We start from the raw sequence: 15847 nt of genomic DNA on the forward strand, positions 1-15847 counted from the left end.
GCGAATACGGGGTCCGTCAGTGTGGCAATCGGCACCGTACCGGGCACGTACACGTTGGTCTACCAACTCTGCGATAAGCTCTCGCCAGTGACCTGTGCTACGGCCAATGCTGTAGTGACAGTAACACCGAGCGTAATCGCTGTGAATGATGCTGGTACGGCTTTAACAGGTACAGGTGGCGCTGCTATTGCCAATGTGGCTGCTAACGATGAGGTTAACGGCGTACCGGCTACGCTTGGCAACACAGGTAACGCCACTGTAGCAGCGGTTGGTACGTACCCGGCCGGCATTACACTCAACCCGACTACGGGGGCGGTAAGTATCGCTGTTGGCACCTACCCAGGCACGTACACACTGGTCTACCAACTCTGCGATAAGCTCTCGCCGGTGACCTGTGCTACGGCGCTGGCTATCGTAACGGCCGACGGTGTCATGCCAACAGTGCTTATCGATGGTCCCGCACCGGGTAGCGTCGTTGCGGTATATACGCCTGTATTGAGCGGTACAGCTACACCGGGTAGCTTGGTTGTACTTACTGGTCCGGTAGGGGTAACCCTCTGCTCAACAACGGCAACTTCATCGGGTAGCTTCTCGTGTCTATCTCCGGTGCTGACCGACGGTCCTCAAAGCGTAACAGCCATCGCCTACAATGACGGGCTGGTTAGTGAGCCAAGTGTGACGAACTTCACCGTAACGGTACCGCCAACGCTGACCATCCTGAGTCCCTCTGACGAGCTGGTGACAGTAAAGAATCCGCCAATTTCGGGTACGGCTACACCTGGTAGCAGTGTCACGGTGATCGGAGGGCCGGGATCAACAGGTGGGCCATGCATAGTGACCGTATCGGCGTCGGGTACGTATGCCTGCGAAAGTCTGACGTTTACTAACGGGGTGCAAAGTGTAACAGCTATCGCCACCAGCATGGCGGGTGTTCTGTCTACACCGGTGGTCAGTACCTTCACGGTGGCTGCTCCGCCAAGCGTAACGATCAATGATCCGGTGCCAGGAAGTGTCGTCGCTACGTTTACGCCGACCATCAGTGGTACGGCTACGCCAAATACGGTGGTGGTTCTGACCGATGCGACTAACGCTACGCTTTGCAGTACAACCGCAACGGCGACAGGCTCATGGTCGTGCACGGTTGGCCCGCTGGCCAATGGTCCGCAAAGTGTAACGGCCATTGCCTACGACAACGGCGTACCATCAGCTCCGTCGGTGAGTAGCTTCACCATTGCGGTGCCGCCAACGATTGCCATTACCGACCCTGTCGATGGCACCACTGTCTATGGCTTAAACCCGCCGGTTAGCGGCACCGCTACGCCATTTGCCAGTGTAACGGTGCTGGGCCCCAACGGGCAGTCGTGCATCACCACAGCCAGTGTGTCAGGTACGTTTACCTGCACCAGCCTGACCTTCGTGGATGGGCCCGCCAGCATCACGGCACTAGCCAGCAATGCGGGGGGCACCTCGGCTCCGGCCATCAGTAACTTCACGGTTGTTGGTCCACCTTCGCTGACGGTGCTCTCGCCGGTAAACGTCCTGACGACTACCACGCCTACTGTTTCGGGTACGGCCACGCCAGGTAGCGCCATCGAAATCACAGGACCGGGTCCGGTAACACTGTGCACTACTACGGCGAGTGCCTCCGGTACGTATGCCTGTGCGCTGACCAGCCCACTGCCTGAAGGACCAACGAACCTGACTGTAACAGCGATCGGTCCGGGTGGCTCTACGTCACAGCCGATTAGCTTCACAACGGTGGGTGTGCCAACGATCGCCATTCTGTCTCCTGCCGAAGGCGGTACGGCAACCACAACGCCTACCATCTCAGGTACAGCTACACCAATGGCGAGTGTAACGGTGCTTGGCCCCGACGGTCAATTCTGCATCACCACGGCCAGTGTGTCAGGTACGTTTGCGTGCGCCAGCTTAACCTTCGTGGATGGGCCAGCCAGCGTAACGGCCATTGTCAGCAACGTGGGTGGTACGTCGACAGACGTGACTAGCTTCACGGCGATCAAAATCCTCGTTCTGAAGATGAAGGTCATGTTGCAGGGTGCCTTAATTGGGGGGACCGGCGGCCTGATGCGCGACGACCTGCGGAGTAAAGGATTCCTACCATCGGCAGAACCCTACGCGGCTATTGGCGGTGCTCGCTTCACGCATGTGAACAGCGGTGGCGAGGTGATGCCTGCCAGCGTGACGGCGCAGAATGCCGGTACAGGCGATGCGGTCGTTGATTGGGTATTCGTTGAACTCCGCAGCCCAAGCAACATGTCGCTGGTTGTAGCTACCCGCTCGGCACTGGTGCAACGCGATGGTGATGTAGTACTGGCCAGCGATGGTGTCTCGCCATTGAGCTTCACCGGACTGACTGGCAACGACTTCTACGTGAGTGTCAAGCACCGCAACCACCTGGGTGCCATGACGGCCACTGCCGTTCCGCTATCGACCACCGGAACAGTCGTTGACTTCACCACCATGACAGGGGCCCAACTCTATAACAAAGTGATCGGCGTATACAATTTCGAAGGGTACGAACAACGGACCGAAAGTGGCAAGCAGGCACTGTGGGCTGGTGATGCCAACCACAATGGGCAGGTGAAATACCAGGGGTCTATGAATGACCTGGTGCCAATATTCACGGAAGTGCTTGGTGCACAAAACACCAGTAATCCGGTCTACAACTTCGACAATGCGCTGGGCTATTACTTCGGCGACGTAAATATGGACGGAAAGGTCAAGTATCAGGGTACGGCCACGGACCCATCGCTGGTCTTCACTAACATCCTGACCTATTACCTGCTCAATGATGCCAGGTTGTACAACTTCGATTTCATGATCGAGCAGATTCCTTAACAACCAACAGGGGGCGTAGTGACTTGCACTGCGCCCCAACTTTATCTACCGTATTACTAATTACTATTATGAAGACAAGTTTTCTCCTGTTGTGTCTGTTGAGCGTAACGCTGACGGGCCTTTGCCAGACAACCGTTTCTGTTGAGTACACCTTGCGGTATAATCTCTTCCAGAGTCGTTACGAAGTATATGCCCGGCCCAACACAAGTCAGTCTGCATTTAGTTGGGGGAGTTCTCAAATAACCGTCGTGACTCCTTCGTCACTTACCGATGTGGCTATCACGGCGGTGACTACCGTTGCGGGCGGCCCCTGGGGTGATTTGTCACGTGCGTATAACGTCCAAGGTTCTGATTTTCACGGCTTCGCGTCGAACGGTACGCCTGTTGACCTGGTAGCTAATACCGAAACGCTGTTGTTTACGTTCACCCTTCCCGGTAATGTGTGTCTGCCGGGCCTGCGGCTCTACGTGAACGGATCGGACCCTAACTCAGCGGCACCGGGTATGGGCGGCGGCGACTTTACCAATACGCTCTATTCAGCCGGAGATCCAAACGGTGCGTTCAATCTGTATGTAGGAAATTACGCCAATACAGGTACATTCTGTACCGCCTGTAATCTGAGTGCGCCCACCTTGAGCAAATAACTGGCCCATGTATACAAAACAACCTATTTGTCTGCTGCTGGGGCTTTGCGTTTGTTTATGGCTGGCGCTCGGCCAAAGCTACGCCGCCCCAATACCAGGCGAGTCCGTTGGCGAGCCAGGTAGCGGCTGGCTGGTCGACTCCGATTTAGACGGTGTTGATGATACAGCCGACCTGTGCCCCGACACACCAACAGGCGTGGCCGTCAACGCGTATGGCTGCCCGTTGGCGCGCGAAACCTGCGATTACACAACTGCCACGGTAACGCTCACCAGTGCTGGCGGCAGCAGTGGCAGTGCGGTAGCCACCCGGTATGTACTGGCCAGTAACACCGGTACTATTTTGCAGGTAAACGAAACGGCCAGCTTCACGGGTTTAAGCGGCACAGCTACGTACATGGCTGTGGCGCTGACCTACGAAGGGGCCATCAGTAATCTGTCTGTGGGCAGTTCACTCAGTGCTGTATCGGCCGCTTGTTACGACTGGTCGGAGGCACTGGTGTTCAAGGCCTGTGTAGCACCGCCGCCAGTGGAACCGCCCACCTGCGATTATCAGATTGGCGAGCAGATCGTGCTTCAGGCAGCGGGTGGAAGCACGGGCGTTGGAATCAAAACCAGTTATGTGCTGATCAATAACGCGGGTACGTTGGTGCGTGTGTCGGAAACGCCATCCTTCACGTCGACCGGCCTGGCCAACGGTACTTATTCGGCTTATGCATTGACCTACTCAGATAACGCGACGGTGACCAACCTGGTTGTCAATGGCGTGACTACCCTTGCCCAGGTAACCGCCGATTGTCTGGCTATGTCGCCGGCTTTGTCAGTAACGCTTTGTGGCTGTTCACCGCGTTGTTTGCCACTGGTGGTGACGCGCATTCGGTAAACTTTTTCTCAGACCTTGACATGATTACACGTCACACATTGCTCGTCGGGCTTAGTTGCCTGTTAGGTACTGCCTCCTGGGGGCAGACAGTGCCACAGATTGCGTTGCGGCTGTCGTTCAACACCGAAGCGAATCGCTATGAGGTGATTGCCAAGCCCACTTTTTCGGCTCGTAACTTCACCTGGGGGCCTTCGCAGGTGTCTGTCGTATTGCCCGCAGAAGTCGTTGACCAGACACTATCAATTCGGAGTCTGGCGGCAGGTTCCTGGTCCGACAATTCAGTTATTTATGGCTCCGTTGCTGCGCCCAATGCTGATTTTCACGGCTTGACGACTCAAGGTGAAAAGATGGATCTGGTAGCCGGGCAGGAGTATGTGCTGTTTGATTTTGGCCTGAAAGGTGGGTACGTTGCCAATGTACGGCTCTATGACCCTGCTAAAGACCCGAACTCATCGAAAGCAGGCATGAAAGGAGGTGATTTCCGGAGCTACATGGCCGATGACCACGGCACCGACTACCTGAAGGTCGATTCGCAGGTAGCTCCGTTGCAGGTACAAGCGCAGGAGGCCGGTGAAGTGCAGGAAACCTCAGCCCGGATTGTGGCGTATCCTAACCCGAGCGTCGGCGGTAAGTTCAGACTATACATGAAGGGGTTCGACCCAAAGGAGACCGTGACGGTGCGGCTGCTCGATAACCGGGGCGTGGTGCTTCGGTCGTTTGCCGAACGGGTAGAAACGCTGGCAGGCCGGGAGATCGACGCCGGTCAGGCTGCTGGCTACACCGTTATTAGCCTGGAACGGCCCGAAAAGCCTGAGCGACTGTCGCAGAAAATCTGGATTCGGTAGGCAAACATCAATACATACCAAACGGTTTAAAAACCGTTTGCTCGGTTTAGGTAGCTAAGCACAAAGAAGTGGTAGTTCTGATAGGGACTACCACTTCCTATTTCAACACCATGAGTTTACCCGCTGCGCTGCCTAATCCCAACCGATTCAATACATTTTGGTGGGGTGGCTATGAATGTACCGACCAACAGAACGCTTTCGGTAACCGCGTCGATTTCCTGCCCCTGACCGGCCACCTGGATCGGCTCGACGCCGACTACGCCGATATCGCCAGCCTGAATATCAGAACAGTTCGTGAGGGTATTCGCTGGAGCCAGGTTGAAAAACGAGCGTACGTGTATGACTGGGCGGTGGTACGCCATATGCTACAGCGCGGCAAAGCGCTGGGTATTCAACAAATATGGGATATCTGCCATTTTGGGTATCCCGATGATCTGACGCCGCTACATCCCATGTTTGCCCGTCGGTTTGCCGCTATCTGCCGGGCGTTCGTCTCCGTTTATCGGGAAACGTACCCGGACGGGCCGCTGGTGGTGACGCCCATAAATGAAGTAAGCTTCATATCATGGCTGGGTGGTGATGTATGTGGTACGTCACCTTATTGCACAAAACAAGGCTTCGAAGTAAAAAGGGGATTGATTCGGGCGTACCTGGAAGGCATTACAGCCATGCGGGAGATTGACCCAAACGTGTTGATTATGACCACCGAGCCGCTGGTCAACATCGTAGCGCCACTCAATGCATCCCGCTCACAGCTTGCCGATGCCAAAGCGGCTCACGTCAATCAATATCAGGCGGTCGATATGCTATTGGGCAGGTTGCACCCTGAGTTGGGCGGCCGTCCCGATATGGTCGATATTGTAGGCGTAAACTTTTATTACAACAACCAGTGGGCTATTCCTACATATGAGTTTTTGCCCTGGGGGAATGAAGGCAATGACCCGCGGTTTAGGCCGCTGCATCAACTGTTTCTGGAAACGTACAAACGATACCGCAAGCCGATTGTGCTCAGCGAAACCAGCCACCCCGGCATCGACCGGCCCCAATGGATACAGATGGTCGCGCGCGAGTGTATAAAAGCCCGGCAGGCGGGAATACCGCTGGAAGGTGTTTGCCTGTACCCCATCATTGATCGGCCCGATTGGGATCATATGACGCCCTGGCACCGGGCTGGCTTGTGGGATGCGGCCCCGATTGGTATGGATATGGAAATTGGCCAGACTCCGGGCCGACACCTGCACCAGCCCTACGCCGAAGCATTAAAACAGGCTCAGGCCGTCATCAGTTAGTCTATGTCACAGGGTCTTTGCTGTGTAGCGAAGCCCCTGTGACATAGGCTGAGCAGGGTTGTAGTTTACTGGAGTTAAGTTGCTCAATGTAGCGATCTACCTGCTCAATAGGGAGTTCCAGCGCACTGGCAATCATTGCTTTCTCCATGTTCAACGTCAACATGGCTCTGATCGCCTTTCTGTTCGTCTGGTCAATGCCTGCTTCAATGCCCTTCTCTACTCCTTCCTGAATCAGTTGGTCGTATAGCGATATGCTGTAATTCTCTGCTTGTTTTGAAACGTCACTAAAAATAGTCACCAGCTCGATCGTTGGAGGTGACCCAAATTAGGTAGATAAGTGACGTGCGGAAAAATTATTCTCCCTGCCCGGTCGAAACTGGGTACGTAGGAAAGCGCTGCTGCTGGTAACTGATCAAAATAAAGAGATACGGCGCGCTTTTTCCACCGCCGCCGCCCGTGATAGACCACTATCGGAATCACAGGCAGCAACGGTTTTTTCTGGGCTAGCTGATCGTCCCACGCATTGAGCAGGTACCGGTTTAGCTGGAAATGAATATGCGGTTCTTTACAACTTTTATGTTTCAGCAAGAGGGCAATACAAACCTGCTTGTCACCTAAGGTGGCCGAGAAAATCAAATCAGCAAAATGCTCGCTTAACGTTTCGTCTGTATACGTGTCAGACTCGCGTAGGGTATCGGATAAGTAGACATTCAGGAAATCGGAGAGAATGCTTCTTTAAAATACCGGTCGTACGGGTTGCCAGAATTGGCTGTCATTACTTCGTGGCCGTAAACAGGCGTTCACCACCGACCCACGTCTGCCGGACTTTCACGCTCCGCAATTTCTCGTTCGGGGCGGTCATGATGTCGCTGTCGAGGATAACGAAGTCGGCTTGTTTACCGGGGGCAATGCTGCCGCGCAAGCTATCTTCGAAGCAGGCATAGGCGGCCCAGCGGGTCATAGCCATCAGGGCTTCTTTTCGAGATACGGCATTTTCGGGCTGGTAACCGCCTTTAGGGAAGTTCTTCGCATCCTGCCGGGCGACGGCCGAATGGAAACCAAACAACGGATTGACGTACTCGACGGGAAAATCGCTACCAAAGGTGATATAGCCATTCTGCTTCATCAGGTCGTTAAAGGCGTAGGCTCCTTTTTCGCGCGCTTTGCCCAGCCGCTCGCCGGCCCAATACATATCGGAAGTGGCGTGGGTAGGCTGCACCGACGGAATGATGGAATACTGGCCGAACTTGGCCACGTCTTCCGGCGATACTACTTGGGCGTGCTCGATGCGCCAGCGACGATCATTCTTGGTTTTCAGGTACGTGCCATACAGGTTCAGCATCAGGTGGTTGGCCGAATCACCAATACAATGCGTGTTGGCCTGGAACCCACTGTTAGCCAGCAACTTCGTGATTCGCTCCAGTTCGGTGGGGCTGAGCAGCAGGAACCCTGTTGTTTCGGGGCGGTCGCTGTAGGGCTTGCGCAGGCAGGCTCCGCGCGACCCCAGGGCCCCGTCTGCGTATAGTTTAAACGACTTTACCGTGAGGCGGTCGGTCTGAAAAGGGCCTTTTCTCAGGTAATACTCCATGTTCGATTCGCCGAGGCTGATCATCGCGTAGTCACGGATTTTCAATTTGTTCTGCTGGTGCAACTTGTCGATCAGTTCAATGTCCGGGCGGTTCAGGCCGGCGTCGGAAACGGTGGTGAGGCCCAGTTCAAGGCACGCTTTTTCGGCGGCTTGGAGCATCCGGGTTTTGGCTTCTTCATCGGGCTGCGGAATGACCCGGCGAACTACCTGCATGGCATTGTCGACCAGAACGCCGCTGGGCTGGGTCCCCGCCAGCACCACTTCACCGCCGGGCATGGCCGTTGATCCGGTAACGCGGGCCAGCTTCAAGGCTTTGTCGTTGACGAGCAGCGCGTGGCCGTCAATGCGGGTAAGGGCAACAGGAATATTCGGGAAGGCATCATTCAGCAGTTTATTGGTTGGAAAACCACGGACCGGTGAATCGCTTTTTGGCCAGTCGTTTTGATCCCAGCCGCGGCCAATGATCCAGAGCACATCAGGGTGTTTGGCCTGATAGGCTTTCAGACGGTCGATAACATCCTGGTAGGAGATAGCCCCCACCAGATCGGCCTGGTCGAGCATCTGGCCCAGGCCAAGAAAGTGGGCGTGCGGGTCGTAGAAACCAGGGTAAACGGGTTGGCCTTTCAAGTCAATAATGCTGTCTGAGCTAAACTGATCGAGAACTGACGTGGTAGAACCAGTAGCTACGAATTTGCCTTTGTCGACGGCGAAAGCCTGAGCCACGGTAAAGGTTGAGTCGACGGTGTAGACGGTGGCGTTTGTGAAGATGAAATCGACCGACCGGCGGGTTGAACAGGCCGCCAGCAGGAGGGTCGCCAGCAGACAGAGGTAAATAGAGGGTCTTTGCATGAAGAGTTTGATGACAGATTGGACAAACATACCGATTCAGGTACGTTCGCCAATGCTTAGAACAGCGACAGGCAATGCTTTTTGCTCTACTTTTATCCTTCTATTTCGAAAATCGTCTGTCGGTAGGCTGTTTGGCCCGATCATATGTCTTCATTTAACCAGTATCGCTCGATGCGCCTCCTAGTTACACTCTTCTTTTCAGTACTGATTACCAAGTCGATTGCCCAGCAGAAGCCGTTTCAGAACCCAGTACAACGGGCGCTGCAAAATGCCTATATCACGCAACAGGGTGAGCAACTGATGCTGCCCGATGCCATTGCTACGGCGTTGGCCCAGAATTACCAGATCAAAGGCCTGCAGACTCAGGAGCAAATTGCCCGCAACGAACGTATTCCCGCCAACGCTGGCTTCTACCCGCTCATTACAGGCAACGTGAACACGAACGGCAGCAAGCAGAGTATCAATCAAACGTTTGTCGACAACATCCGTCCGCCCCAAACGCTCAATGGCATCTTCAACCGGACCACCCAGGCGGGCGTCAACATGACTTGGACGGTGTTCAATGGCTTTGCCAACTTTGCTACCTACGAGCGGTTCGGTGAGCTGGTTCGCATCAGTGAAGTAAATACGCGGGCCAGTGTAGAGCAAACCATAGCTAACGTGGCGACGGCTTATTACGACGTGGTGCGTCAGCTACAGCAACTACTTTCATTCCGGCAGGCCCTCGACATTTCACGCGACCGGCGTGAGTTGGCCAAAGCGAATTATGAAGTAGGTACGCGCTCGAAAGTGGATTACCTGACGGCGCAGGTCGATTACAACGCCGACAGCGTTACGCTGCTCACGCAGGAGCAAAGCCTGCGGTCGGCTAAAGTATTGCTGAATACACTGCTGGTACGCGATCCGCTAACCGATTTCGCCGTTCGGGACACTATTCTCGCGAACCCGAACATCAATCTGGAGCAGATTCGCCAGCAGACCCTGAGCAACAACCCACAACTGGCCGCCGCTGCCCTGAATCGGCGCGTGGCCGACATTGGCATTCGGCTGGCCCGCGCGCAGCGGCAGCCCACCATTAGTCTGCAAACGGGCTACAACTTCACGTTTATCGACAATGAAGGTGGTTTTGGGGTGGCCGAGGGGCGCAACCGGGGGCTAACCTACTCCGTGCAGGCGGCTATTCCGATCTTTAACGGTGGCAACCTGCGCCGGCTGGAGGCCAATGCCCGGGCGAATGCGCTGGCTGCCGAATACCAGCAGGCCGACCAGAAAGTGGTACTCGATCAGGCTATCGCGCAGACATTTACTCAATATCAGAACAGCCTGGCCCTACTGAATGTGGAGGTGCAGAATTACAAGATCGCGCTCGAAAATATCGACATTGCCTACGACCGCTACCGGGTGGGTAACTCAACCCCCGTCGAATTTCGGGATGTACAGCGTAACTCAGTTGCCGCGCAGGCCCGTTTGTTTGACGCCGAATTCAACGCCAAAGCTGCTGAAATTGAACTCCTCCGCTTAAGCAGCACCATTAGCCAGGCCTTTCTGGGGGCGAAGCAGTAGGTAGTTGCTCCCCACCCGACGGGTCGGGTGGGGAGCAACTACCTACTGTCACGATTTCTTCCCGACCTGGTCGCTCAAAAATGCCAGCAGCAGCTTCTCAACGCCGTCGAGACCGTGGGGGCTTGTTTGGCGGTACCGATTTCGTTTTGTGATGTATGGGTTGAGGTCCTGACATTCGTAGGCTTCCAGAATCTGGGGATGTACGTAATGTTTACGGCATACGGTGCGGGTATTGCCCAGCCGGTGCGCAACCTCATCGAGAATAGTGTTGACGTTCTTCTTTGCGTCTTTCTCCGTTTCGCAGGGCTCCAGTTCAACCAGCAGACGCAGGGCATTGGTGGTGCCGGCCCATGTCCGAAAATCTTTGGCCGAGAATTCATCGCCCATCGTTTCCTGCAGGTACGTGTTTACCATCCCCGAATCGATGCTGTGACGATTGCCTTCGTCGTCGAAATACTGAAACAGCTCTTTGCCGGGAATGTCGCGGCAGGCTTTCACGAGTTTGGCCAGCCGTTTGTCCTGCAGTGTAATGTCGTGGTAAATTCCCTTTTTGCCTTTGAAGCTGAAACGAACCTCCTTTGGGCTGGTCTTAACATGCCGGTCTTTAAGGGTGGTAAGCCCGTATGAGCCATATTCTTTTTCGTACGCGGCATTACCCACTCGAATCAGCGTTTGTTCCATGACGCTCAGAGCAAGGGCAAGAACCTTGTCATGATCGAGCTGTCGATTGTTCAGGTCGTTGTGAATACGTTTACGCAGCAACGGTAGTTTTTCGCCAAAAGCAATCATCCGATAAAACTTCGTCTCGCTCCGAATGGCGTTCCAGTTGGCGTGGTAACGATATTGCTTGCGCCCCTTGGTGTCGATGCCCGTGGCTTGCAAGTGGCCGTTGGCTTTAGGGCAGATCCAGATGTTCTGATAAGCGGGCGGAAGTGCCATTTTCCGGATGCGCGCCAACGTAGCGTCGTCTTCGACAACGTTCCCTTTGGCGTCAATGTATTCATACCGATCGCCGCGTGTTTGTCGGGTAATGCCGGGTATGGTATCACTGACGTAAACCAATTTGGCTGCTTTAGCCACACTGGCTGGGTCCTGCGCTAATTCCAGAAGATTCATAATCTAGGGTTGAGTCAACCATTAACCTGGAATCGGCTACAGAGGTTTTTATAATTTACTAGTCGTAGTCTGTAAGGCGATTCCAGCTTGGGCAGGGGTAAATTCGAATATACTTCCCTTTGAAAGACAGAATAGTGCATAAAGGAGAACATATTAAAGAGATGTTGTCTTACCTATTCGCTTATTTTTGACCCAGCTTGTTCTACCTCTAATTGGATAATCTTCCGAATTATTTTCCATGAACCAACTTGTTACAACAGATTACATTGTATTTCTCCTCTATTTCGTCGGTGTATCGGCCTACGGTTACTGGATCTACAAACAAAAAAAGACTGATAATCTTGATACAAAAGGCTTTTTCCTGGCCGAAGGGTCACTAACCTGGTGGGCCATCGGGGCATCTCTGATTGCTTCTAATATTTCGGCCGAGCAGTTTATCGGCATGTCGGGAAGTGGCTTTACACTGGGTGTTGCCATCGCGGCCTACGAATGGCTGGCGGCAATTGCCCTGATTATCGTGGCAGTCTGGTTCATCCCTATCTATCTCAAGAACCACATCTTCACGATGCCGCAGTTCCTGAGCCAGCGCTACAACGAAACCGTAAGTATGATCATGGCCGTTTTCTGGCTGTTTCTGTACGTATTCGTGAACCTGACCTCTATTTTGTTCCTGGGTGCGCTGGCCCTCTCGAACCTGATTGGCGGCGATTCGTTTCACACAATCATTATTTGCCTGAGCATCTTCGCCATCGTCATTACACTGGGCGGCATGAAGGTGATCGGCTACACTGACGTGATCCAGGTACTTGTATTGATTATTGGTGGTCTGGTAACTACGTACCTGGCGCTCGATAAAGTAGCCGAAGTACTAGGCGTTGGGAGCGGTGCTATCGACGGCTTCAAAGGGATGATGGCCAATTCCGACGATCACTTCCACATGATTTTCGAGAAACCAGGTCCGAACACGCCGCAGGTCGACGTGAATAAATACCTGACATTGCCCGGTATCTCGATGTACCTGGCTGGTCAGTGGATTGTGAACCTCAACTATTGGGGTTGTAATCAGTATATTACCCAGCGTGCGCTTGGTGCCGATCTGAAAACGGCCCGTACTGGTATCCTGTTTGCCGCTATTCTGAAAATCTTCATGCCATTGGTTGTTATGGTGCCGGGTATTGCCGCGTACGTGATCTTCAAAAATGGTGGTTTGCAGGCCGAGATGACAACCAACGGCAAAGTAATGGCCGACAACGCTTATTCGGCGGTGTTGACCTTCCTGCCCAACGGTCTGAAAGGCCTGTCGGTAGCCGCCCTGACGGCTGCTATCGTGGCATCTCTGGCTGGTAAAGCCAACTCGATCTCGACCATCTTTACGCTCGACATTTTCCATAAGTATGTAGATAAAGCGGCGTCGGAGCAGAAACTGGTTTGGGTGGGTCGACTAACGATCGTAGCGGCCATGCTGATCTCGATTGCGCTGGCCTGGGGTGATGCACTGGGTATTGGTGGCGAAGGTGGATTTACGTTCATCCAGAAATATACGGGCTACGTAAGCCCCGGTATTTTCGCCCTGTTTATTCTAGGCTTCTTCTGGAAGCGCACCACGGGTACTGCGGCGATCGTTGGCGTATTGCTTGGCTTTGCGCTGGCGGTACTGTTCAACAACTTCGCACCAAGCCTGTTCGGTAACGAAACCATTCTGTATACGGCCTTCTACAACAGCGATTCAGGCAACATGGAGATTCCATTCCTGATTTGCATGGGCTGGTCGTTCGTATTTACCGTGTTGGCTATGGTACTGATCAGCCTGGCCGGACCGAAGATCAATCCAAGAGGCCTGGCAATTGATTCGTCGATGTTCAAACTGGAGCCATCGAATATCGTGCTTGTCGTTATCATCTTCATGCTCCTGTCAGTACTCTACATCCGATTCTGGTAAGAGGGAAAGTTTGACGTTTGTGGGTTGAGGTTTGTTGTTGTGCTGCTGGTCACCAGAATGTGATCAGGAAGCGCAACAGCAAACCTCAATTTGTTTTTGGTTTGTCGTCGCGTTGCTGACTCACCGTTCGGTTGATTAGCCACGCGACGACAAACATCAAACGACAAACCAAAAACATCAAACCCTTTTTGACCGTAACTTGCCGCCTCAATTGCCTCTTTCCGTGAACGAAATCCGCGTATTTGCTCCCGCTACCGTCGCCAATGTGGCCTGTGGCTTCGATATATTTGGTTTTGCCGTCGACCAGCCCGGCGACGAGGTGCTACTCCGGTTCTCTGACCAGCCGGGTGTTCGTATTCTCGATATTATCGGCGACGAAGGACGGCTTCCCCGCGAAGCGGCCCGTAACACAGCAGGTATTGCCATTCAGGCATTTCTGGCTAAACTTGGCCGGACCGATGTTGGCTTCGACATGGTCCTGACCAAGCATATGCCGCTGGGTAGTGGTCTTGGTTCCAGCGCGGCCAGTGCCGTGGCGGGCGTATTTGCCGCCAACGAACTGCTGGGTCGCCCGCTCACTACGATTGAGTTGCTCCCGTTTGCCATGGAGGGCGAGCGCATTGCCTGTGGCTCGGCCCATGCCGATAACGTAGGCCCGTCGTTATTGGGCGGTTTTGTCGTCGTTCGCAGCTACTCGCCCCTCGACGTTATCAAGATTGAGACGCCAGCCAGCCTGTTTGCCACGCTGGTTCACCCCGACGTGGAGGTGAATACAAAAGATGCCCGTTTCATCCTGAAAAATGAAGTGTCGCTCAAAAATGCCATTATCCAGATGGGCAACGTAGCTGGCCTGATTGCTGGTCTAACCAAGCCCGACTACGACCTCATTGGCCGCTCGATGGTCGACGTGATCATTGAACCGGTGCGCTCGATTCTGATTCCTGAATTCAACGAAGTAAAACAGGCGGCGCTTGATAATGGCGCGCTGGGCTGTAGTATTTCCGGCTCCGGCCCATCGATGTTTGCGTTGAGCCGCGACGTTGAAACAGCACAACGGGTTGGTCAGGCCATGCAGCAGGCATTTCTGTCGGTAGGCATCACCGGTGAGGTATACGTGTCGGGTATCAACACGGTTGGGCCCCGCATTCTGGGCGAGGGCGAGTAACGTACCTACATGGTTTCCCCGGCCCGGAAAATATCTTCCTGATCAGGGAGCGACGGGTTCAGAAATACGTCGGCTCCGTTGAGGGAGTAGCGTTGCGGCTCGTCGGCTGCCCGGAGTCGGTGGTGTTTGTAAGCGCTAACCGATGAGTAATGACAAACGTATGATTTTCGTGTCATGTCTGGCTGGCGAATCGGATCGCCGCCATGCGCCAGCGACGCGTGCCAGAGGAGTACATCACCCTTTTTGATAAGCAACGTTTTCCGTTCCATACCGGCATCCTGACAGGCTTTGTCGAGGTAGCGGGCAAAGTCGTCGGGGTTATACGTCGATTCGCCATTAAAGAAGATGCCGTTTCCGAAGTCAAACTTTTTGAGTTTGTGCGAGCCGGGGTAGTAGTACAGCGGTCCGGCGTCGTACTGCACATCTTCCAGGGCGATCCAGGCAGCGGCCAGGTGGCTGGGTATCTCAGAAACCACGTAGGCGAAGTCCTGATGTGTAGCCTGCTGACTTCCGAATTTGAACAGCAGGCTTTGCATGGCCACGACCCGTTCGCCGAAAACGGCTTCCAGAAAGGTGACGATGTTCCGATGGAGCATGATCTTCTTCCCGATGATCGAGGCGTTGTGGAAATCCATGAACTTAATGAATTTACCACCCAGCACCGACTGAGGTAAAGCCCGCGCTTCCTGCACCGGGGCCGACTGATACTCGGGCAAATCGACGCGCACATTGACCTTGTACTGATCGTTGTGCAGGATCAACTCTTCGGTTTCCCGCCAAAGCTGATCGGCCCATTCGGGCGAAATCGCCTGCTCAAGAATGACGTACCCATTTGCCTGCCAGAACCGCAGCTTCTCAGCCATGTTGTACGAAAGCCCTTCGTGGCTGCTGGCAAACTGCCGGGCAAAGCCGTCAATATCAGCATTCGGCCGGTCGATCCACGGCAGGGTATTGGAATCAAACTCGCGGACGATTTTTGGGGCAGGCTGAATCGCCTTTTTAATGATTGATTTAAGGGTGGAGGTAATGCCCATGATACAAACCGATTAGCTGACTTTGGTCACGTTTCAGAAACGGATCGACGTCGGGATAGTGACGAGAATTGAGATG

The 15847-nt window shown here is 54.1% G+C and carries 13 protein-coding genes; 8 read left to right on the forward strand and 5 right to left on the reverse strand.

Annotation, left to right across the window (positions count from 1 at the left end; all coding sequences use genetic code 11):
* The 5 genes from F7231_RS22685 to F7231_RS22705 all read left to right on the forward strand — a co-directional run.
* Positions 1–2859: Ig-like domain-containing protein (locus F7231_RS22685; RefSeq protein ID WP_208295668.1), on the forward strand; the 2859-nt coding region annotated here is incomplete at its 5' end.
* A gap of 68 nt (positions 2860–2927) precedes the next feature.
* Complete coding sequence (locus F7231_RS22690; RefSeq protein WP_166693665.1) at positions 2928–3503, forward strand: hypothetical protein; 576 nt, start codon at positions 2928–2930, stop codon at positions 3501–3503.
* 7 nt (positions 3504–3510) lie between these two features.
* On the forward strand, positions 3511–4383 hold the full coding sequence (locus tag F7231_RS22695) for a hypothetical protein (protein WP_166693666.1): 873 nt from the start codon (positions 3511–3513) through the stop codon (positions 4381–4383).
* 20 nt (positions 4384–4403) lie between these two features.
* On the forward strand, positions 4404–5228 hold the full coding sequence (locus tag F7231_RS22700) for a hypothetical protein (protein ID WP_166693667.1): 825 nt from the start codon (positions 4404–4406) through the stop codon (positions 5226–5228).
* A 110-nt stretch (positions 5229–5338) separates the two neighbouring features.
* Positions 5339–6517, forward strand: coding sequence for an amine oxidase (locus tag F7231_RS22705; RefSeq protein WP_166693668.1), 1179 nt, complete (start codon positions 5339–5341; stop codon positions 6515–6517).
* A gap of 1 nt (position 6518) precedes the next feature.
* On the opposite strand, the gene F7231_RS22710 is transcribed toward F7231_RS22705, so the two are convergent.
* The 3 genes from F7231_RS22710 to F7231_RS22720 are packed head-to-tail and all read right to left on the reverse strand — an operon-like array spanning position 6519 to position 8954.
* Positions 6519–6815 carry a hypothetical protein gene (locus tag F7231_RS22710; RefSeq protein ID WP_166693669.1) on the reverse strand — a complete coding sequence of 99 codons (297 nt, stop codon included), beginning with the start codon at positions 6813–6815 and terminating at the stop codon, positions 6519–6521.
* The gene (locus F7231_RS27860) at positions 6812–7246 is read right to left on the reverse strand and encodes an Rpn family recombination-promoting nuclease/putative transposase (RefSeq protein ID WP_166693805.1); all 435 of its coding nucleotides are present in this window, start codon (positions 7244–7246) and stop codon (positions 6812–6814) included. The genes F7231_RS22710 and F7231_RS27860 overlap by 4 nt, the downstream gene beginning before the upstream one ends.
* Before the next feature lie 46 nt (positions 7247–7292).
* Positions 7293–8954, reverse strand: a complete 1662-nt coding sequence (locus F7231_RS22720) for an amidohydrolase (RefSeq protein ID WP_166693670.1) — start codon at positions 8952–8954, stop codon at positions 7293–7295.
* Between the two features lie 171 nt (positions 8955–9125).
* On the opposite strand from F7231_RS22720, the gene F7231_RS22725 reads away from it, so the two are divergent.
* A complete protein-coding gene (locus F7231_RS22725; RefSeq protein WP_166693671.1) occupies positions 9126–10517 on the forward strand; it encodes a TolC family protein in 1392 nt (463 codons plus the stop codon).
* Between the two features lie 48 nt (positions 10518–10565).
* On the opposite strand, the gene F7231_RS22730 is transcribed toward F7231_RS22725, so the two are convergent.
* Positions 10566–11633, reverse strand: coding sequence for a DNA topoisomerase IB (locus tag F7231_RS22730; RefSeq protein ID WP_085412522.1), 1068 nt, complete (start codon positions 11631–11633; stop codon positions 10566–10568).
* A gap of 238 nt (positions 11634–11871) precedes the next feature.
* Between F7231_RS22730 and F7231_RS22735 the strand changes: the two genes are divergently transcribed.
* Complete coding sequence (locus tag F7231_RS22735) at positions 11872–13572, forward strand: sodium:solute symporter family transporter (RefSeq protein WP_085412523.1); 1701 nt, start codon at positions 11872–11874, stop codon at positions 13570–13572.
* A gap of 223 nt (positions 13573–13795) precedes the next feature.
* Positions 13796–14737: a homoserine kinase gene (locus F7231_RS22740; protein ID WP_166693672.1), complete on the forward strand. Its 942-nt coding sequence runs from the start codon at positions 13796–13798 to the stop codon at positions 14735–14737.
* 5 nt (positions 14738–14742) lie between these two features.
* Here the strand turns inward: F7231_RS22740 and F7231_RS22745 are convergent, their stop codons facing one another.
* Positions 14743–15771 carry a phytanoyl-CoA dioxygenase family protein gene (locus F7231_RS22745; RefSeq protein ID WP_166693673.1) on the reverse strand — a complete coding sequence of 343 codons (1029 nt, stop codon included), beginning with the start codon at positions 15769–15771 and terminating at the stop codon, positions 14743–14745.
* Positions 15772–15847 lie beyond the last annotated feature (76 nt).

The sequence above is a fragment of the Fibrivirga algicola genome (genome assembly GCF_011742925.1).
Lineage (GTDB): Bacteria > Bacteroidota > Bacteroidia > Cytophagales > Spirosomataceae > Fibrella > Fibrella algicola.

Excerpts from the sequence above, each read along its gene's own strand:
- F7231_RS22700 (WP_166693667.1), top strand. The coding sequence starts at position 4,404 with ATGATTACACGTCACACATTGCTCGTCGGGCTTAGTTGCCTGTTAGGT.
- F7231_RS22720 (WP_166693670.1), bottom strand. The coding sequence starts at position 8,954 with ATGCAAAGACCCTCTATTTACCTCTGTCTGCTGGCGACCCTCCTGCTG.
- F7231_RS22695 (WP_166693666.1), top strand. The coding sequence starts at position 3,511 with ATGTATACAAAACAACCTATTTGTCTGCTGCTGGGGCTTTGCGTTTGT.
- F7231_RS22690 (WP_166693665.1), top strand. The coding sequence starts at position 2,928 with ATGAAGACAAGTTTTCTCCTGTTGTGTCTGTTGAGCGTAACGCTGACG.
- F7231_RS22745 (WP_166693673.1), bottom strand. The coding sequence starts at position 15,771 with ATGGGCATTACCTCCACCCTTAAATCAATCATTAAAAAGGCGATTCAG.
- F7231_RS22705 (WP_166693668.1), top strand. The coding sequence starts at position 5,339 with ATGAGTTTACCCGCTGCGCTGCCTAATCCCAACCGATTCAATACATTT.
- F7231_RS22735 (WP_085412523.1), top strand. The coding sequence starts at position 11,872 with ATGAACCAACTTGTTACAACAGATTACATTGTATTTCTCCTCTATTTC.
- F7231_RS22725 (WP_166693671.1), top strand. The coding sequence starts at position 9,126 with ATGCGCCTCCTAGTTACACTCTTCTTTTCAGTACTGATTACCAAGTCG.
- F7231_RS22730 (WP_085412522.1), bottom strand. The coding sequence starts at position 11,633 with ATGAATCTTCTGGAATTAGCGCAGGACCCAGCCAGTGTGGCTAAAGCA.